Here is a 20928-nt window from a genome sequence, read left to right as displayed (position 1 = left end):
GATCACTCTCAGGAGACCCTCCACCGTCAAAGGTAGAGGAATGAAACGCCGATCGACTACGGAATCCCTTCCCCATACGACAGGGGGAAGGGAACAGTGAGCGTAGCGAACTGAAGGATGGGGGTGGACAGGAACTCCACGGTCGAAATAGTCAGCGCAAAGCGCGAATAAATTCGCGCACTCCCAAAAATTGCCCCAAAAAACTAACCCTTCGCCTTCAGCAAATCCCGAATCTCCATCAGCAGCTTCTCTTCCGCTGAAGGCTCCGGCACAACCTCAGGTTCCGGTTCCGCCTCCTTCTCCCGACGCAGCCGATTCATCCCCTTCACCAGCATGAAGCACGCAAAAGCCACAATCAGGAAAGTGATCGCCGTGTTGATAAACGACCCATAGTTCAGCACGACAGCAGGCTTAAAGTCGGCGTCGCCCTCCACCCCCACCGCTGCCTTCATCGTAAAGGCAAGGTCCTTAAAGTCAATCCCACCCGTCAGCGCACCGATCGGGGGCATGATCACATCGTCGACCAGGGATTTGACGACTGCCCCAAAAGCGCCACCAATGATCACACCAATCGCGAGGTCCATCATGTTGCCCTTAATGGCAAACTCTTTAAACTCTTTAATCATCTTCCTGGTCTCCATTTCTGATCCGATCACCGCCCAAACGGACATCTCTTCAAGCTATAGAGACGGCTGAGCAGCCTGGATGGGCTCAAAGGAGGCGAAGACGGCTAAGGCGTCTCCGAAGGTGGACTTGCGTCCGAGCTTTTCGGCCTCATCCCATCAGGCCCAGGAAATGTAGCCGACCTAACATCAAGCCCAGTCGTGTAGCCGTACACATTCCCCACGTAGATGCGGTTTAGACGGACGAACGAGAAGTTAGAAAACTGTCCGTTTGCGTTCCATGCCAGGTTTTTCGAAGGAAACAGAGTCACCTGCTCCCCAGGCAGAGTAGATCTGTCTCGCATCTCAAGGGATCGAACAAACGCAAATCCGTAGCGACCATTTGCCCGGTCCGCATAGCTCTTCGGCACATGAGTGCCAGGCTCGTTGGGATTAACGTAGAACTCAAAGTCCTTTTCGTAAGGCCAAACTCCGTCCATCCACGTATCGGCTATCGGATACTTGCCATCTGCATCAACTGTATACATGAAAAGTGCATTCTGAAGCTGAATCAAATGGATTCGTTGCTTTGGTATTGGATGCCCCGTATTACTAAAAATTGCTCGAACATTGAAGATGAGGCAAAGCGAAAGCGCACAACCCGTAACAACCAGGGCCGAGACGTGCAACATCTTATCCCAGTCGTATGATCTTATCTGCCCCATGATCTGTCTCCTTCCGAGCAGCCGCTGTACTTATGGCTCTTTGACTTCTCCATCAGGGCCCAGGTTTTCCGCGGTCACATCACGCAAGCGAACACGGCAGAGTCCTGTCACGACGAGAATGTTCTTGCCACCGCGAAACGGCACAAACCCCTCGCACTTCCCATGTGCGTTCCATCGTAGGTCTGTGCTAGAAAAGATCACCGTTTGGCGGTCTGGCTCCGGCAATTCCGACTTCGCGCGCTGGCTCATCGAGTCTATAAAGGAGAATCCGTAAACCCCCGAAAGGCGATCCTCGTAGGCGGGTCCCTCCTTCACCTTCGCCGCATCCTGATTGACGAAGTACTGCGTGTTGCTCTGATAGGGCCAAAGAGCATCCATCCAAACTTCCGCCGTCGGAAAACGCTCGTCGTGGTCGGCACAGTAGAGTGCCAAGCTGCGTGCCAACCTGTTGAGGTTCCGCTGAGCCGTTGGTTTATTGTCGATTTTGGCGGGCTGGAAGACCGGATAAAAGATCGCAGCAAGGACGAGAAGGATCACTCCGCAGATCGCAATGCGAAGAGGGGTGACCCCTTGGCTCCCCGGCGGCTTTCCGACTCTTGCATGTCTCACCGCTTGGCTCCTGTCTTCGAGTCGTATTTGGCGATATCTTCGAGATTGATGTGTCGGGCAGAAAAGTCCACAAGCGCGACCGTGATTCGGTCTCTCCTTGCAGTCGGATTCGCCGTATCGAGCCCTGCCGCCGCGTTCCATCCCAGGTGCTTCGACGTGAAGAGCATGATCTGCGTCTCCGGCTTGGCAAGGCTCGCCGGCTTGACCTCTGACATAGGCTCGAAGAAAGCAATTCCATACAGGCCCGACTCCAGCACGTCGGGATCGGTCGGCATTCTTGAGTCTTTATTCTTCGGGTCGCGGTAGAGTTCTGCGTTCTGGGAGTAAGGCCACGTCGCCGTCATCCATCGGTATGCGTCAGGCAGACGGTCATCGTTGTCCGCAGAGTAGATTGCCAGGCAAGTCCCGCACTGCTTGATGTTGGAGAGCAACACGGTCGACGAAGCAGGCGATTTCCGGTTCATGTTTACACCGAACAGGGCGATACAGGTGGCGACAAGAACAAAGAAGCCAATCATGCCGACGAGGCACTGGACCAACTTTGTACGCATGATCACTTCAGCCTCCCCGTCTTCCTATCCACCCCATCCGAATCGTTGGAAACTGACCGCGTCAACCCCTGCACAAAAGACGCCCAAAACTTCCTTCCCTGATAGTCCGCCGTCGGCTTTACGGACTCCAATCCCGACGTCGCATTCCACCCAAGATGGCTGGATGTAAACAGCCTAATCTGCCGGTAAGGCTCCTCGATCTTCGACTGGTCAGCCTCCGAAAGAGGAAGGAAGAACGCAATTCCATACCGCCCCGACTCCGGCACTGCCGGGTTCGTCGGCGAGCGCGACTCGGGGTTCCAAGGATCGCGGTAGGCTTCTGCATCCTGCAAGTAGGGCCAGGTCGCGCTCATCCACCGATAGGCGTTCGGCAAATGCTCGTCGTAGTCGGCGGAATAGAGCATCAATGCTGTCGCACATTGCACCAAGTTGCGCTTGGTCGTCTCGCGCGACGGCGGATCGCCCGCGTGGATAGGACTAAAAAAGGCAGTGCCGAAAAGGACGATGGCAACAAATCCAATAAAAACATTAATAAGCGTAGCCGGGCGTTTCATCGAACACCTCCGTACCTCTATTATTCATCGCTTTTTCGCAAAACCTACCTGGATAACCTCGCCTTCCGTTCGCCCGTCTTGGAGTCATAACCAGCCAGATCGTCAAACTTAATCGAAAGTGCTGAGCTGTCTGTGAAACAGACGTAGATTCTTTTCGTGCCCCCATATGCCGTAAAACTTGGAGCGGCGGTTTCCAGCCCGCTCGTCGCATTCCAGCTGAGCAAACGCGAAGTAAACAGCATGATCGTCTCGTCGGGCTTAGGGATCCCCGCTTGCAGTTTTTCTGAGTGATCTTGCAGGAAAATGTTGCCGTACTTTCCGGTTTGCGGTGATGCCGGAGAGCTTGGCATATGCGACTGCTCATTCAGCACGTTGACAAACACTGAAACGTCGTCTTTTGCATAGGGCAATACACAAGACATCCAACGCTCAGCTACAGGCAACCGATCATGATAATCGACGGCATAAAGCAACGCAGCAATGCCGCACTGTTTGATATGTGACAGCTCCTGCGTCCGTATCTTGTTCGGATGTGGGGTAGTTGCACCACGAATCACGACGAATAATGCGAACCCCACCATCAAGAGGCAACCGACCGCGTAAACCTTCTCGCCCGGCTCCTTAAACATGTGCATCCTAAATGCATTATCCACCGAGCGCAATTGATGGGAGTTCTACGGCGAAGATTCCCAACCCCGAGTCAAGGATCATGACTCCGGAAGTCATCACGCCCCACCCCACACGCCTCACGCCTCACAACTCACAACTCACAACTCACGACCCCCTACATCGAAACTTTTCGCTTCTTGATGTCCGAGTCGTTCCGGGTCTCTTCTGCCTTCTTCTCCACCCTTTCGCAGAACTGTTCTGGAGTCGTCTTGCCGTTCAACATTTCGGTGAGCGCGTTACCGATCTCCTCATAAAACGCCTTGTAATACTCCGCAATCTGATTCGCCCAAACCGCTTTGGCGCCGCTAAACTTTGCCGCCGGCACAATCAAGACTTCGGGCAGTTTTGCGTTCTCGGAGCCGTTGATCGCCATCAAAGTGCCTTTCTGTTCGACAAACTGTTTGGCCTTCTCCACCGATGTCATGTACTTGAAGAGGGAGACAGCGCCTTTTGGATTCTTTGCTTTGGCGGGGATCATCCACGGCTCAATCTTGATCGCAAGCGCGGTCGGGTCGCCCTTGCCTCCGGCCACCACGGGAGGAAGCATAAACTCCATCTTCACACCCGGCGGGATCATCTTCTCCATCTCTGCATACAGCCAAGTCCCACAAGGGATCATTGCGGCCTTTCCGAGGAGAAATTCGGCCTGTGCGTCGGTGTGCTTCATCGACAGCGCACCCGCCTCAAAGTAGCCCTTCTTGTTAAGCTCGTCGATCATCCGCGCCGCTTGCAAGACCGGCGCAGACTTCCAAGCTCCCGGCTCAAGATTCTGCATCGCCTCAAGCGTCTCTTTCCCACCAATGCTGTACGACCAAGGCATAAGCATGCCAACGGTCATGTAGTCGGGATACTGCCCTTGATAGGTGATTGGGGCGATCCCCGCCGCCTTGATCTTCTCACAAAGCTCAAGCAGCTCATCCCACGTCTTCGGCACGTCCCAACCGTGCTTCTTAAACACGCCAGGATCGAACCACCAACCCATCACGCTCACGTAATAAGGAAGGACGTACTGCTTCCCGTCCGACTGCCCCAACTTCAAAACCTGCTCGTTGAACGTGGATCTCCAAGTGCCCGAACCATCATGAGACGGGCTGTCGAGAGCCTCGTCAAGCGCCATTAATTGCCCCAGATCGGCAAGCTCCCAATGGTCCATGCCCCAGCCAGGAAACATCAAATCCGGGGGTGAACCGGAGTTCAGCCGAGGACGAAGCTTGTTCCATACCTCAGGACTGCCATCGACGGTTGCCGTCGTGTCAGGATTCTCCTTGGCCCACTCCTCGGCAGCTTGCGCATAAAAGTCGATATCGTAGCCACCCTTAAAGGCCTGAACCTCAACCATTGCCTTGGGTTCACTCTTTGCCGAATTGCAACCCACGATCAATAACAGCCCAAAGGCCAACAGTAGCGTCTGTTTCATCTTCATCCTCAAGTCCATCTTATCCCGTATTCCTATTGCGCGATTTCAAACGGTCGAACATCACCGCCGCCAGCAGAATCCCTCCGCTCGCCACCAACTTCCAAAACTCATCCACGTTCCTAAGGCTCATCGCGTTATCGACGACTCCCAAAATCAGAACGCCCACGATGACTCCAAACATCGAACCTACACCGCCTGAAAGAGACACCCCGCCCAAAACACATGCCGAGATCACCTGAAGCTCAAGACCGATTCCCGAATTGGGCTGCCCGCTGGTCACATTTGAAGCAACAACAATTCCCGCAAACGCAGCCATGATGCCTTGGAGCATAAAGACGATGATCTTGGTCCGCACAACGCTGATGCCCGCAAGCCGAGCTGCCTCCGCATTGCCCCCAACCGCCAGGATGTTTCTCCCGAAGGTCGTGCGGCTGAGCAACACCCCAAAAACGATAAAGCAGGCCACCATGATCAAAACCGGCGAACCCACCTGATAGCCAGCTGGCCCGATGCTCGTTTGACCAAGCTTCATAAACGACTCGTCGGACACACCGATCGAACTGCCGTTGCTGACCAGCATCCCCGCCCCGCGCACGATCTGCATCGTGGCAAGGGTTGTGATGAGCGCATTGATCCCAACCTTGGCGATCACAAAGCCGTTGACGATCCCAATCAAAGCGCCAAAGAGCAACGGGATCAACAAAGCGAACCAAAGCGGGCGTCCTTGAGCAAGGAAGTAAGCCGCCAGCACTCCGCCAAAGGCTGCGGTTGAACCGATGGAGAGGTCAAAGTCACCCCCGGCAAGGCAAAAGAGCATCGTGCAGGAGATGATCCCGACGGTCGAGACCGCCATCAGCATGCCTTGAATGTTGCGAAACGATGCGAAGTTGTGGACGCTGAGAGCGCAGATAACAACAAGGACGACAAACACCGCCGCCATCCCCGAAGAGTTCCAAAGCCTCGCGACCGTCCCCCACCTCAAGCAACGACCCCTTCAGCAACGGGCATCGCGAGCTTGAGAACCGTCTCTTCTGTAGCATCCGCTCGCGAAACCTCTCCCACGATTCGGCCTTGCCGCATCACTAAGATGCGGTCGCTGATTCCAAGGACTTCGGGCAGCTCGCTGGATACAAACAACACCGCAACACCCTGCTTGGCAAGGGTGTAAAGAATGTCGTAAATCTCTCGCTTGGCCCCCACGTCAATGCCGCGCGTCGGCTCATCAAGCATCAAGACATGAACGTTCTCGCTCAACCATCTCGCCAAGATCGCCTTTTGCTGGTTCCCACCAGAAAGCAACCGAATCTCTTGGTCCAAAGAGGGGGTGCGCACCCGTAAACGGTCCACCTGAGCCTGGGCGTTCTCCCGCTCTGTCTTCTCGCGAATCCAAAATCCAAGCCATGAAAATCGGCGTCGGCAGCTCAAATTAATGTTCTCTTGAACAGAACGAATCGGCACAATCCCCTCTGCCTTGCGATCTTCTGGGCACAGCATGAGCCCTTCCCGAATAGCGCCGCGCGGGTCCCGAAACTTCGTCGCCGATCCCTGAATCTTCACCGATCCCCCCGCGCCCTTAGAAGCACAGTAAATCGCCTTTAACAGTTCGCTCCGGCCCGCCCCAACAAGCCCAAAAATCCCAACAATCTCACCCTTGCGAACATGCAGGCTCGCAGGCCCGGCAAGGCCAACGCCAGTGATGTCATTGGCTTCAAGCCCCATCTCACCGTGCTCGCGCGTTTCATAACCGAAGATGTCCTGTATGTCCCGACCGACCATCCGGTTGACAATGACGTTCTCGTCGATATGCTCCAGCGTCTCGAAGGTCTCGACATGGCAGCCGTCGCGCAACACCGTCGCCGCGTCGCACACTCGGAAAATCTCATCCATGCGATGGCTCACATAGAGGATCACTCTGCCCTGACTCTTGAGTTCGTCGATGATCTTAAAAAGCTGCTCGACTTCCCTCATGCTCAGCGAGCTCGTCGGCTCGTCAAAAGCGATAATTCGCGCATCTCTCGAAAGGGCTTTCGCGATCTCAACCATCTGACGTTGTGCGATGGAAAGGCTGCCCAAGCGCGTATTTGGCGAGATATTCACACCAACCTGTTTGAGCCGCTCCATCGTGTCGGCAAGGAGTTGCTTCCGGTTGATCCACCCCCCACGATGGGGCGGGTGCCCAAGATACACATTCTCCGCAACCGACATCTCGGGGACAAGGTGAAGCTCCTGATAGATAACCGCCACACCCGACTGGATCGCCTCAAACGGAGAGTGAAACGCAACGTCCTGATCTCCAAAAGACATCTTCCCTGCATCCGCCCGATAAACCCCGCTGAGGATTTTCAGGAGGGTGCTTTTCCCCGCGCCATTCTCTCCGCAAAGCGCGTGAACGCTGCCCTCGCGCACCCCGAATGTGACATCGCTGAGCGCTTGGACGCCGGGAAACCCCTTCGAAATAGATTGGAATTGAAGATACGGAGTCGTGCTCATCTTTAAGCCCATGGTCCGAAACGCCACAACACCGTTTCGGACCAAGTTGTTATCGTCGTCGGTTTAACTGATCTGATCCTGCGATTTCGTCTGTTAGTCCAGACCTTCTTTCTTCATCTCTTCTTTGTAGTTTTCGCGAGTGATCAGGATACCGCTCGTCCAAGTCTCCTTTGGTGGCTCCACCCCGTCCTTGATCCACTTGTACATGGCTTCGGCGGTGCCGTATCCGTGCTTCTTCGGGCTAAGGAGAATGGAGGCGAAGAATCCAGTCGGAGATGCCTTCTTGAAATCATCGACTCCGCTCGTGCCGTTGATCCCAACGCCGATCACATTCGAAGCAGGAATCTGCTTCTCTTCGGTTGCGCGGACCGCCCCAAGCACGCCATCGTCGTTCGAGGCGAAAGCAATCCAATACTTCACGTTGGGATGCTGGGTGAGTGTGACCCGAGAGTCGGCAAGAGCAGTGCCGATATCGTAACCGGCCTTCCAAGGTGTCGTGTAGATGTTCGCTTTCGGGAAGCCGTTCGCTGTCAGAACTTCAATGGCTCCATCCGTTCTCTGCTTCGCCGTTTCAAGGGAGTCGATGGTGAGGGCAAGCGCGCCGACTTCTTCCATTTTCCATCCGCGCTTCTGCATCTCATCAACAAGGGTCTGCCCAACCATCTTGCCGATCTCGTGAGCCGAGATCCCGAGGTGATGAACATCGGTAAGCGAATTGCCGTCCGCGTCGACCAATCGGTCGTCCACGCTCATCAGCTTCATGTTGTACTCTCCCGCCTTCTTGACGATAGCCGGACCGAGTTTCTGATTGGGCGTGCAGATGATCACGCCCTGCGCTCCCTGTGCGCCAAGGACGTCAAGCTGCTTATTGACCGCCGTGCCATCGGCAACTTCGAGCTTGATCAAGTCGAAACCATACTTGGCGGCGGCTTCATCGGCAAACTTCCACTCGGTTTGAAACCATGGCTCGGTCTTTGACTTGACCAGAAAACCGATCTTGACCTTGTTGTCGGTTTCCGATCCCTTCGTACAACCGGCGATGGTGAGAGCGATTGCGACAACGACTGCGACTATCAGACACTTCTTCATATACACACCTGATCCAACTCTGGTAACGACGGCAAGCTTAGACCATCCTGCCTAAATGCGTCCTAAAAGTTCTTCCTAGTACAGAATACTCTTCCCTTGAACTAAAATAGATCGGTGACTCTTCCGTGTCGCATTGAGTTGTTTGGGGGGCTGCGTGTAATCCATGGGGACCGTGTCATTTCGCGTTTTCAAACGCAAAAGACCGGAGCCTTGCTGGCATACCTCGCCATGCATCTGGACCGCCCTATCGCCCGTGAAGTGATCGCCGAACTTCTCTGGCCTGATGGCGACCCCATCGCCATCCGAAACAGACTCAACCAAGCCGTTTCATCTTTGCGACGCCAGCTCCACCCGCCCGGTGTCGCTCAAGGCTCCATCCTGGTCGCCGATCATCACACGGTTTCGCTCAACGCTGCCATCGTGACCGTTGATGTGATCGAGTTTATGGACTGCGTGAAGTCCGCCAAAGAGGAGACCGACGAAGGGCAAAAGCTCGCTCATCTTATAAAAGCGGCAAGCCTGTATAAAGGTGACCTGCTTGACGGCTATTACGAAGAGTGGGCTTTCGGAGAGAGACTGCGACTCAACGACCTCTACGCGAACATCCTCAACGGGCTCGTCCGGCTCTTTGCCGCAAACGGGGACATCGACAATGCCATCGAGGCCGGGTCCAAGCTGCTCCTTGTCGACCCAACCGAAGAGAAATATCACAACCATCTCATCAGGCTCTACATCGCAGCTGGTCGACCCAAAGCCGCCATCGCCCAATACGAGGAGCTCGTGCGAAGCCTTGCCACGCTCGATCTCACCCCGACAGAAACGGCTGTCACGCTTCGCCAAGAAGCCGAAGATCTGCTGGGCAAAGGAGCCGAAGAAGAAGTCGTCACCATCTCGGAGCAGAAGGGTCGCCTGGACGCCGTCTCCGCAAGGTTTAAAACCGTCCAACCCGGACTCCCGAGATTCTACACACGCTTTATCGGGCGCGATGAGGAGTTGAATTCAATTGATTCCCAACTGAACGGGCAGATACGATTACTGTCACTGACCGGGATGGGTGGCTCCGGCAAGACACGGCTTGCCGTTGAGGCCGCATGGAAGGCCGCCGAAAGATTTGAGAATCGGGTCGGGTTTGTAAGCCTTGTCGATACCGTCGCCAGCGATGAAGTCCCCGATGTGATCGCGCGTGAACTTAGTGTCCCGTCAAACTCAAGCTCCGGTATAGAGCGCTTGATCGACTATCTTAGCGACTTCCCCAACTATCTCCTGGTCCTCGACAATCTGGAACATCTCGCCGATCAAGATCTCTCCTGCATCGCCCGACTCCTGCTCGCCGTCCCCAACCTTTCCATTCTTGCGACATCCCGCCAGACGCTCAACATCGACGGCGAACACACGCTGCCGCTTCTGCCATTGGCGATCCCCTGCATGACGCCCGCAACCACTCTTGAAGAGCTTTCGGTAAACCCCTCCATCGAATTGTTCGTCAATCGTGCGCAATCGGTAAGACAAGACTTCCAGCTCACCGACCGCACCGCCGAAGCTCTCGTTGATCTCTGCCGAAGACTGGAAGGAATACCCCTCGCCATCGAACTTGCCGCAGCCTGGGCAAGGAGCATGACCGCCAGCCAAATGCTCGACCAAGTGAGCGCTCATTACGACCGCCTGGAAAGCCGCCGAAAGGACATCAACCCTCGGCATCGCTCGGTCCGAGCCGCCATTGATGGCAGCTACGCGATGCTTGAGCCGGAATTGCAGTCCGCCTTCCAACGACTCTCGATCTTTCACGGAGGCTGGACGCACGACGCCGCAGCCCACGTCTGCCCCGACAGCGACATTGGCGCCGCCCTCCAAGCCATCGAAGAGCAAAGCTTGATCATTGCCGATCCCACCGTCGAAGGTATGCGCTTTCGCATGCTAGAGACTCTGCAAACCTACGCTCAAGACCAGGTCTCCCCGAGCGTCAAAACCGAGACCGGCTGGCTGCATGCCGAATACTTCGCCGATCTCGTAACGCGAGCGAGAACAATGGTCGGGGGAACCGGCATCCATCTCGTCGAGCCGGACTATGCAAATGTTGCCACGGCCTTGAGCTGGTACCGAAAGCAGAACGACATCCCCAACGAGCTCAAGCTCGCCGCCGAGATCGGCGGCTTCATGCTCCTCACGAACCGCACAAAGGTCGGAAGGGACTGGCTGGAGGTCGCGATGGACCGCGCAAAAGAGGTGGACATCGAGCCCAACGTCCGCGCCGAAGGCTACATGAACCTTGGAAAGATGGCCTGGGTGCAAGGCGAATACTCCATCGCAACCGGGCACCTAAGGCACGCGCTGGAGCTGTTTGAATCGACGGGAAATGTGCAAGGCCAGATCGAAGTCCAAGTCGAACTCCAGCTCGAAGCTCACCGCCAAAGCAACTTTGCCGAAACACGCGACATCTTGCAGGGAATCCTCAAGAAGGTGCGCGAAGTGGGCGACAAAGACGCCGAAGCCGTCGCCCTGCGACGCCTCGGAAATGCACACGTCGAGCTCGGCGACCGCGAGGCCGCCAAAGAGTGTTACGAAGCCTCACTCAAAGTCGGTCGAGAGATGAACAGTGCCGAACACATCGCAACGGCATTTGGTGCGCTCGGCAATCTGGCAACGCTCAACCAGCAAAATGATGCCGCCCGAGTTTGGCTGGAAGAATCGCTCGCGATGTTCGACCGGCATGGGTTCACGACCTACGCCATCGACGCCACCCACATGCTCGTCAAGCTCTGCCGCAGAACCGACAAGATCGCCGAAGGGCTGATGCGGCTGCGAACCGTCCTCCAAGCCTCTTCCGAACATTACAGCCTGCATTGGCAAACCTATCTCGAATACGCCTACCTCTTCTTCCACTCTGGCGACTATGCCGACGCCGCCCGCGTCATCGGCTACACCGAAGCCTGCTGGGAGTCCTCCGGCTCACATGTGTTTGGGATCGAAGAGCGGTTCCACGAAGAATACGTCGCCGAGTTACGGCAGCATCTGGGAGCCGAGACTTACGATGAACTCGTAGAAATCGGTCGGCACATGAGCGCGGAGGAGGCGGAGCAGTTCGTTGTTTGCGCAGGAGAAAAGCTGCTTTTAGAGCCGGTTTAGGTTCGGCACGGTATAAGTCTGCGCTCGGAGTAGATACTTCTTATGATTAGGGTCGCAATTGTCGGTTGTGGGTTCATGGGGCGCATGCACGCCAACGTTTATTCGATTTTGGACGATGCGCAATTCGTCGCCGCGGTAGACCGCAAGCCCGAAAAAGCCGAGGCCTTCGCCAGCGATTTCGGTGCAAAGGCCTACACCGACTTCGACGAAATGCTCGCAAACGAAGAGATCGACGCCGTCGATATCTGCCTGCCCACCTTCCAACACTGCGAATACACCGTCCGGGCCGCCCAGGCTGGCAAGCACATCATGTGCGAAAAACCGATGGCCCTCACCTCCGAAGAGGCCCAAACCATGATCGAGGCCTGCGAGACGGCAAAGGTCAAGCTGATGATCGGGCACTGCATCCGTTTCTGGCCCGAATATGCTTACCTAAAGAGGCTCAATGACGACGGTGCGCTCGGCAAGCTAACCTCCATCAACCTCACCCGCTACGGTGAGTTTCCGTTCTGGTCCACCGACAACTGGCTCGCCGACGAATCCAAATCCGGCGGCGGCGTACTGGACATGCATATCCATGACACCGACTTTGCCCTCTATCTAAAAGGGGAGCCCGTGCACATCTCCTCATACGGAACGGTGGATCATCGAGGCCCGAGCCAGGTTTACACGACTTTGCAGTACGAAGACGGCTGCGTCGCCCACCTCCAAGGGGGATGGAACCTTCCCAATCACACACCCTTTAAGATGGCCTTCCGCGCGATCTTCGAACGTGGAGCTGCAATCATGGACAGCGGACCGCTCACGATCTATGAAGATGGCAAAGAGCCGGTAGTCCCGCAGTTCCCAAAGATGGAAGCCCAAGGCGGCGGAAACATCAGCGATCTCGGCGGCTACTACCACGAGCTGAAGTATTTTGTGGACTGCATCGAACAAGGCCGAGAGTTTGAGACGGTGACTCCCCAAACCTCGCTGCAATCCTTAAAGACGACCCTGGAAGAGATCCGGCAGCTTAAGGCTCGGTAGAGTTATCCTCGGCAGGCGAAAGCGAGTAGCTGGTGCTGCGCCCGCCTGCTGAGTTCCTCTCCAGAATGCCCTTCCCGACGAGGTCGTTCAGATCGCGCAAGGCCGTGTCGTGAGAGCATTTCGCCATGCGTGCCCATCGCGCGTTGGTCAGCTTGCCGTCGAACCCCTCCAACAGCCTCGCCAGCATCGTGCGCTGACGCGAATTCAGCTCTGTCTTCGCGTGGCTCTGCCAGAAGCGGGCGCTTGCAAGGACTCTCGACATCGTTTCGTCCGCAGTGTGCAGCGCCCTTTGAAAGCACTCCAAAAACCAAAGGAGGTATTCCGTGACGTCGAGCCCACCCTTCTGCGTCCCTTCAAGGATGCGGTAGTAGGCGGTGCGCTCCTTGCGTATCTGCGAGGACAGACTGTAGCAGCGCAACCCCCGACCCTCGCTCCTTGCCAGCGCCATGTCTGCGATGGCTCGCGCGATCCTGCCATTGCCGTCGTCGAAGGGATGGATCGTCACGAACCAGAGGTGGGCGATCCCGGCCTTCAGCAGAGCATCGGCGGAGCTATCTCCCTGAAACCATGCGAGAAACCGCTCCATCTCGTCATGGAGGATGCTCGCCGGCGGAGCCTGAAAGTGAACCTTTTCGCGCCCCACACTCCCCGAAACCACCTGCATCGGTCCATTCCGGTCGTCTCTCCATTCGCCGACGACAATGCGATGGATGCCGCTTCTGCCCGCTGGAAACAGGGCGGCATGCCAGCCCCGAAGCCGATCGACCGTCAGAGGCCTGTCGTACCCCTGGGCGGCGTCGAGAGCCATCTCGACGACTCCGTCGACGCGGCGGTCAGGCTCAGGCAGGCCAGCCGTCTCAAGACCAAGCCGTCTCCCAACCGACGAACGGATCAGCCTGCTTTCAAGCACCTCGCCTTCGATCTCGCTGGATTTTTGAACCTCCTCGACGACGGCATCCATGGTCGCCGCCTGCTGCTGACCGATGCCCAGCGAGTCAAGACGTCCAAGCAGCCGTCCCTGATCCAGCCGCACAGCCTCCAGCGTCTTGGCAAGCGTCGCCGCTTCCCATCTATACTCGGGCCACTCCGGCTGTTCATAGATATATTTCGGCACTCTGCGTCGATTATAGGTCTATTCGACGCAAAATGTGCGTTGAATAGACCCTTTTTCGCCAAATCCCACTCTGTCATCACCCGCAATTTAGAGCCATCCGCGCCCACCAATAGCCTCCAGCCCTCCGTTTCGCGTATCCTCAAAACATCCATGACCTTGCTCGCTGCACTTTTGCTCGGAACCCTCACCATGTCCCAAACTCCAGCCCAAACCCAGCCGATGCCGGACTGGGAAGACCCCAACATTCTCAGCATCAATAAGGAAGTCCCACGCACGGACGCCTACCCCTACTCCGACCTCGCCGGAGCGATGACGCTCGACCGCGCCAAGAGCCCCTGGTTCAAGCTCCTCAACGGCGACTGGAAGTTCCATTGGGTCGGCAAGCCGGAGCAGCGGCCCGTCGATTTTTACAAGCAGGATTACGACATCAGCCATTGGGCGACCATCGAAGTCCCCTCGTGCTGGGAGATGAAGGGCTACGGCACCCCGATCTACACGAACGTCCGCTATCCCCACCCCGCCAATCCCCCCTTCATCGACCACGGCTACAACGCTGTCGGGTCGTATCGGACCGAGTTCGAGGTTCCGGCAAGCTGGAAAGACCGGGAAACGATCCTGCGCTTTCAGGGCGTCTATTCGGCTTTCTATGTGTGGGTGAACGGTCAAAAGGTGGGCTACAGCGAGGATAGCAAAGGCCCCGCCGAATTCGACATCACCCCCTACCTACAGTCTGGAAAGAACTCGCTCGCCGTAGAGGTCTATCGCTGGTGCGACGGAAGCTATCTGGAGGATCAGGACATGTTCCGCTTCAGCGGCATCTTCCGCGATGTCTCGCTTCTCAGCTTCCCCAAAGCCGCAATCTGGGACGTACAGATCACGCCCGATCTCGACAAGAACTACAAAGACGGCTATCTGAGCGTCAAGGCCACCGTCCGCAACTTCGGCGACAAGCCGTTCGACAGCCGAGGCGTCGATCTCCAGCTCTTCGACAAGGACGGCAAGCGCGTTCCCGTCATCCATGTCGGCGAGGGAGCCGACGCAGCAGGCGGCAAAGCCGACCCGTCACGAACGGTCGAAGTCGGACAAGTCTCCGCTAAATCGACCAAGACCGTAGAGATCAAAGTCCGCGTCACAGATCCCGCAAAGTGGTCGAGCGAACTCCCCAACCTCTACACCGCCGTCGTCTCCCTCTTCGACCAAAGCCAGAAAGCTTTCGACTTTCGCGGCTATCGCGCCGGCTTCCGAAAGGTTGAGTTCAAAGAAGGCGTGTTCAAGGTCAACGGCGTCCATGTGAAGATCAAAGGCGTCAACCGTCACGAGCACGACCCCGACACCGGACGGCGCGTCACCCGAGAGCGGATGGAGCAGGACATCCGCATCATGAAGCAGTTCAACATCAACGCGGTCCGATGTTCGCACTACATGAACGACGAGTATTGGTACGAGCTGTGCGACCGCTACGGCATCTTCGTCATCGACGAAGCCAACATCGAATCGCACGGCATGGGCTACTCGTATGAGCGGTCGCTGGGCAACAACCCGGTCTGGCGTAAGGCCCACCTGGATCGCACCGACCGCCTTGTCAAGTGCCACTTCAACCACCCCAGCATCGTCATGTGGTCGCTCGGCAACGAGGCTGGCCCCGGCGTCAACTTCGACGCCACCGCCGACCTCGTCCACGAGCTCGACCCTAGCCGCCCCGTCCACTACGAACGCTACAACCGCGTCGCCGACGTGGACAGCGTGATGTATCCCGACGTGAACTACATCTACGGTCAGGGCAGGCAGGAGTCCAAAAAGCCGTTCTTCGTCTGCGAATACGCCCATGCGATGGGCAACGCCGTCGGCAACCTCAAAGAGTACTGGGAGGCGTTTGAGTCCAGCGACCGCAACATGGGCGGATGCATCTGGGACTACGTGGACCAAGGTCTGCGCAAATACACCGACGAAGAGCCCGGCCCCGACGGCAAGCGCAAGTGGTTCTATGCCTACGGCGGCGACTACGACGACACCCCCAACGACGGCCCGTTCGTCGGCAACGGCATCATCATGCCCGACCGCCAGATCATGCCCAAAACTTGGGAGGTCAAGAAGATCTACCAGTACGTCAAAGTGGAGCCTGCCGACCTAATCCAGGGCACCGTGAAGATCACAAACAAGCACTTCTTCACAAACCTTGACGCGTTCGACGCGAAGTGGACCTTGACCGCCGACGGGGAGACCGTCGCGACCGGAGACATCGCTCCGATCAGCCTCGCTCCCGGTCAGAGCAAGACCGTCCAGCTGCCGCTCCCCAAGCCCAAGGTCGCCGCCGGAACCGAGCTTTTCGTCCGCGTCAGCTTCCATACCCGCCAAGACCACGTTTGGGCGAAGAAGGGGCACGAGGTCGCTTGGGATCAGCTTCAAATTCCTGCTGAGTCCATCGCCCCTTACACCCCCTTAAACAACCTTTCTGATCTCACCCACACCGACAGCAGTGGAAAGATCACCGTCACGGGCGGCAGCTTCAAGGCCGAGTTTGACAAAGCCACCGGAATGCTCAGTTCGCTTGTCTACGGCAACAAGCAGATCGTCGCCCAGCAGCCCGGCGTCCAAACCGGACCCAAACTGAACACCTTCCGCGCCTTTACCGATAACGACACCTGGTTCCAGAAGGCGTACTTCAACTCCGGCATGACGCAGATGGCTTACCATCCGCAGGGCATCACCGTGGAGCGCGTCGGCGCAAAGGCCGTCCGCGTTACCGTGGAGATGGACGCCGTCGGCTTCAAGGGCAACGGCTTCCGCCACCGCGCCGTCTACACGATCCTCGGAGACGGCACCATCGTCATCGACAGTCAGATCACACCTATGGGCGATCTTCCCCCACTTGGCCGGATCGGCCTCCTCATGTTCGTCGACAAGGCGTTCGACAACTTCACCTGGCTGGGGCGTGGACCGTTTGAGAGCTATCCCGACCGCAAGCAGGCCGCCGACGTGGGCCGCTACTCGGGCAAGGTCAAAGATCAGTATCAAGAATACGTCCGCCCGCAAGAAAACGGCAACAAGGAGGAAGTGCGCTGGGGAGCCCTCACCGATGCCGACGGAAACGGCATCCTCTTCCAGGCATCCGGGCACCTGGCGATGAACGTTTCTCACTTCACGCCCCAAGACATCGACGACGCCCGCCACGAGAACGGCGAGCCGCGCAAGCGCGTCCCCCTCATCCTCAGAAAGAACGTCGTGGTATGCCTCGATACCATGACAATGGGGCTCGGCGGCGCCAGCTGCGGCCCTGGCCCGCTGGAACAGTACGTGTGCCGACCCCGGCCCGTGGACTTCCGCGTCGTCCTGAGACCCTACATCAAGGGTAAGGAGCGCGAGCAAGCCCCTGTCGCCCAAACGCCGACGATCTCGCGTGGCGAGGACGGAGTGGTCACGATCGTTTCGCCGACCCCAGACACCCAGATCACCTACGGCAACGACTCCATCCGTGCGCGCTGGGCCGGGTATCGCGGACCATTCGGCTATGCCACGGGCGGAATGGTCGAAGCCTACGCATCCGGGCCGAATCTGATCGAAAGCCCCGTCGCGTCGGCATCCTTCCCGCGCATCGTCCCCACCCGGGTCATCGACTCGAAGACCGTCAAGATCGTCCGCGTCGATTCCTTCGAGCCGGGTGAAGGAGAAGCTGCCCACATGCTCGATGGCAACCCTGGGACCTTCTGGCACACAAAGTACACGGGCGGTGAGGACAAGCATCCGCATGAAGCCGTGCTCGATATCGGCTCCGAAACCAGCCTCGCCGGGTTTGTCTACACTCCCCGACAGAACCAGGCGAACGGAAGGATCGGTGGTTACGAGGTGTACGTCAGCGCCGACGGCAAGACCTGGGGAAGCCCTGTACAGAAGGGCAAGTTCCCCAACTCAGCCGACATCCAGCGCATCCTCTTCAAGGCCGCTGTCAAAGGCCGCTACGTTCGATTTGTCGCCCTCGACGAAGTCAACGGAGGCCCTTGGACATCGGTCGCTGAATTTATACTGCTCGGAACCGTCGAAGGGCGGTAGTCTTACAGAAAGCGCCTAAAGGCGATTTGACAAGGATTCGTGGACTTGCGCCTCGAATTTGTACTGCCAGGTAGGTTCATTTATGCGTACTCGTTTGCTTATCTCCGCAATTGCAATTCTCACTGTATCGGCCTTTGCCGTGGCCCAAACCCCACCTCCCACTGGAGGAGCCGGACAAGCTCGCCCACCCGGTCAAGGGGGGCAGAGGCCCGCTCAAGGCCCCAAGCCGTACAACGAGGTGGTGACCAAAGAAGCCGAAACGCAGCACGGCGTCTTCAAGGTCCACAAGATCGACGAGAAGATTCTCTGGGAGATTCCTGCGAATATGCTCGGCAGACTGTTCTTATGGCAGACCGAAATCGCCGAGCAGCCTTATACAACGGGCTACCCCGGGACAGCAGCCGGGCTGAAAACCATCTGCTTCACCCGCCGAAACAACAAGATTTTTATGCACGACGTGAGTGATCCCATCCGAACGGACGAAACCTCCGGCGGACTCTTTCGCGGCGTGCAAATGAACACCGTCTATCCCATCATCATGGCCTTCGACGTTCAGGCCGAGGGTGAAAACAACAGCACGGTCATTGACGTCACGTCAACGTTCCTGACAGATCCCCAGGATTTTGGAGTGCGTGGAGCGGTAGGCGGAGCCGGAGTCGATGGCTCCCGAAGCTATATCGACCGCGTGAAGGCCTTCCCCATCAACATTGAAACGCGGTCTCTGCTCACGTTTGCCCGTGGCGGAGGGGGGCGGCAAGCCAGCCCATTTGGCCCGCCTGCCGGAGGAAACTCAAGCGCGGTCACCGTACTCGTCCACTACAGCCTTACCCTCCTGCCCGAAAAACCGATGATGGGCCGCCTCAAAGACTCCCGCATCGGCTACTTCACGGTCGGGTTCGATAGTATCAACACCAACAAACCCGTCAAACCTATCGAATATATCGCCCGCTTCCGCCTCGAAAAGAAGGACCCCAAAGCCGCCGAGAGCGAGCCGGTCAAACCCATCGTTTTCTACCTCAGCCGCGAGGTCCCCGAAAAGTGGCGATCCTACATGAAGCGAGGCGTCGAGATGTGGCAGCCTGCCTTCGCCAAAGCTGGCTTCAAGAATGCAATCATCTGCAAAGACGCACCATCGGTAGAAGCCGATCCCACATGGGACCCCGAAGATGCTCGCTACAGCGTCATCCGATGGGCGCCATCCTCAACCGCCAATGCCATGGGCCCATCCATCCAAGACCCACGGTCTGGCGAAACCATCTCGGCCCACATCATCTTCTGGCACAACATCATCGACCTCACGCAGAAGTGGTACTTCGTCCAGTGCGGAGCCATCGACCCGCGAACCCGCCGACTCCCCTTCTCCGACGACATGATCGGCGAGACTCTAACCTACGTCGTAGCCCACGAGGTCGGACACACGCTTGGCTTGGAGCACAACTTCAAGGCAAGCGTCGCCCGAACCATCGCTCAGCTCCGCAATAAGGAGTTCATGAAGACGCACGGCGTTTCGTCGTCCATCATGAGCTACTCGCGAAACAACTACGTTGCCCAACCCGGCGACGGAATCACCTACAGCACGAACGGGTTCCTCGGCGAGTACGACTTTTTTGCCATCGAATACGGCTACAAGCCCATCCCCGATGTCAACAAGCCCGAAGACGAAACCTCTTTCCTCGATCGTTTCCTCGCTCGGCAAGTCGACGATCCGACCGTGCGCTTCGGAAACTACAAATATCGACAAGACCCGACCACCCAATCGGAGCGGATTGGAGATGACGCTGTCGAGGCAACTCGTCTCGGGCTGCTCAACCTTGAGCGAACCGCCCAGCGTCTCCTCACCGCCACGACAACCCACGGCGAAGACTACACCCTGATGAGCGAAGTCCTCGGTGATATCAACTCCCACCGAATGATGTGGCTCATGCAGGTTGTCCAGTATGTCGGCGGCGTTGTCGAGACCGACTACCACGCCGGACGCGGTGGCGAAGTCTTCAAGCCTGTCAGCGCGGCGTACCAGCGCAAGGCTGTGAACTTCCTCACGACAACCGGCCTGCAAACGCCCATGTATCTGCTGCAGAGCAGCATCCTCGGACGCATTGAGCCGAACGGAGTCGTGAACAGAGTCAGTGGGGTTCAAAACCTGATCCTCAACCAACTGCTGAACGACGCCCGCGCTCGACGGATGTTCGACGCCGAGGCCCAGCTTGGGCAGAGCGCTTACCGAGTGTCCGAGATGTGCGCCCAGTTGCGCGAAGGCTCTTGGAGCGAACTCCGCGAAGCCAAGCCGAGAATCGACATCTACCGCCGCAACCTACAGCGCACCTATCTCAGCACCATCGACGGCAGGCTAAACGGCGCAAGCAAGACTCAAACCGACCTTCGGCTCTACCTGAAGATTGAACTCAAAAACCTTGCCAAGCAGATCGACAAAGCGATCCCCGTCTCCGCTGACCAGATCACCGCGATGCACCTTGCCGACAGCCGCAAGGAGATCGAAAGGATCATCCAGGGCAAGACAAGCCAGGCCGTTTCAACCGGAACGCCAAGCTTCGCCGATCTCTTCGGGATTAGCGAGCACGAGATCAACGGGCATACATGCTTCGGCCCCGGCGCCATGGCATGGGAACTGATGCACCGGATCGAGAAGTAAGCAAACTCTCCCCTCCCTCCATCTTGACGAAGTCGAAATGGAGGGAGGTCCCCTTTGGGAGTGCGCGAATTTATTCGCGCTTTCTCATGCCTTAATCTCTTCTCATGCCTCAACCTTCCCTAAGATTGAGGCTAAGTCCCACTCCCGCTGTAGCCTCAATCCTAAGGAGCGTTGGAAGCATAGGAAGGCACAGGATCAACCCCGCCCCCGAATTCAGACAGATTTTAGCGAACCCATGCCGCATGTAAGGTAGAACCAAGCC

15 protein-coding genes are annotated in these 20928 nt (G+C 57.2%); 4 read left to right on the top strand and 11 right to left on the bottom strand.

Annotation, left to right across the window (positions count from 1 at the left end):
- Positions 1-203: 203 nt before the first annotated feature.
- The 10 genes from mscL to KF784_14170 form a co-directional block, all read right to left on the bottom strand.
- Entirely contained in the window at positions 204-626 is a 423-nt protein-coding gene (gene mscL, locus KF784_14215; GenBank protein ID MBX3120216.1) for a large-conductance mechanosensitive channel protein MscL, read from the bottom strand.
- A gap of 104 nt (positions 627-730) precedes the next feature.
- Positions 731-1150 (bottom strand): hypothetical protein, encoded by a 420-nt coding sequence (locus KF784_14210; protein MBX3120215.1) that lies wholly within the window; start codon positions 1148-1150, stop codon positions 731-733.
- Between the two features lie 207 nt (positions 1151-1357).
- On the bottom strand, positions 1358-1936 hold the full coding sequence (locus tag KF784_14205) for a hypothetical protein (GenBank protein MBX3120214.1): 579 nt from the start codon (positions 1934-1936) through the stop codon (positions 1358-1360).
- Positions 1933-2487 carry a hypothetical protein gene (locus KF784_14200; protein ID MBX3120213.1) on the bottom strand — a complete coding sequence of 185 codons (555 nt, stop codon included), beginning with the start codon at positions 2485-2487 and terminating at the stop codon, positions 1933-1935. The genes KF784_14205 and KF784_14200 overlap by 4 nt, the downstream gene beginning before the upstream one ends.
- A gap of 2 nt (positions 2488-2489) precedes the next feature.
- On the bottom strand, positions 2490-3041 hold the full coding sequence (locus KF784_14195; protein ID MBX3120212.1) for a hypothetical protein: 552 nt from the start codon (positions 3039-3041) through the stop codon (positions 2490-2492).
- 44 nt (positions 3042-3085) lie between these two features.
- Entirely contained in the window at positions 3086-3670 is a 585-nt protein-coding gene (locus KF784_14190; protein MBX3120211.1) for a hypothetical protein, read from the bottom strand.
- Positions 3671-3825: 155 nt separating this feature from the next.
- Positions 3826-5127 carry an extracellular solute-binding protein gene (locus tag KF784_14185; protein MBX3120210.1) on the bottom strand — a complete coding sequence of 434 codons (1302 nt, stop codon included), beginning with the start codon at positions 5125-5127 and terminating at the stop codon, positions 3826-3828.
- A gap of 19 nt (positions 5128-5146) precedes the next feature.
- Positions 5147-6067 carry an L-arabinose ABC transporter permease AraH gene (gene araH, locus KF784_14180; protein ID MBX3120209.1) on the bottom strand — a complete coding sequence of 307 codons (921 nt, stop codon included), beginning with the start codon at positions 6065-6067 and terminating at the stop codon, positions 5147-5149.
- A 38-nt stretch (positions 6068-6105) separates the two neighbouring features.
- Positions 6106-7617 (bottom strand): L-arabinose ABC transporter ATP-binding protein AraG, encoded by a 1512-nt coding sequence (gene araG / locus KF784_14175; GenBank protein ID MBX3120208.1) that lies wholly within the window; start codon positions 7615-7617, stop codon positions 6106-6108.
- Between the two features lie 93 nt (positions 7618-7710).
- Positions 7711-8706 (bottom strand): arabinose ABC transporter substrate-binding protein, encoded by a 996-nt coding sequence (locus KF784_14170; protein ID MBX3120207.1) that lies wholly within the window; start codon positions 8704-8706, stop codon positions 7711-7713.
- Between the two features lie 114 nt (positions 8707-8820).
- On the opposite strand from KF784_14170, the gene KF784_14165 reads away from it, so the two are divergent.
- Both KF784_14165 and KF784_14160 read left to right on the top strand, forming a co-directional pair.
- A complete protein-coding gene (locus KF784_14165) occupies positions 8821-11829 on the top strand; it encodes a hypothetical protein (GenBank protein MBX3120206.1) in 3009 nt (1002 codons plus the stop codon).
- A 42-nt stretch (positions 11830-11871) separates the two neighbouring features.
- Positions 11872-12855 (top strand): Gfo/Idh/MocA family oxidoreductase, encoded by a 984-nt coding sequence (locus KF784_14160; GenBank protein ID MBX3120205.1) that lies wholly within the window; start codon positions 11872-11874, stop codon positions 12853-12855.
- Here KF784_14160 and KF784_14155 read toward each other — a convergent pair.
- Positions 12842-13969 (bottom strand): Fic family protein, encoded by a 1128-nt coding sequence (locus KF784_14155; protein ID MBX3120204.1) that lies wholly within the window; start codon positions 13967-13969, stop codon positions 12842-12844. The genes KF784_14160 and KF784_14155 overlap by 14 nt on opposite strands.
- 150 nt (positions 13970-14119) lie before the next feature.
- Here KF784_14155 and KF784_14150 point away from each other — a divergent pair, with 150 nt between their 5' ends.
- Both KF784_14150 and KF784_14145 read left to right on the top strand, forming a co-directional pair.
- Complete coding sequence (locus KF784_14150; GenBank protein ID MBX3120203.1) at positions 14120-18016, top strand: DUF4981 domain-containing protein; 3897 nt, start codon at positions 14120-14122, stop codon at positions 18014-18016.
- An 82-nt stretch (positions 18017-18098) separates the two neighbouring features.
- Complete coding sequence (locus KF784_14145) at positions 18099-20666, top strand: zinc-dependent metalloprotease (GenBank protein MBX3120202.1); 2568 nt, start codon at positions 18099-18101, stop codon at positions 20664-20666.
- The last annotated feature ends 262 nt before the right edge of the window (positions 20667-20928 follow it).

The sequence above is a fragment of the Fimbriimonadaceae bacterium genome, from assembly GCA_019638775.1.
Lineage (GTDB): Bacteria > Armatimonadota > Fimbriimonadia > Fimbriimonadales > Fimbriimonadaceae > JAHBTD01.
Note: the sequence above shows the minus strand (reverse complement) of the source record. Positions and strands in the feature narration are given on the sequence as shown.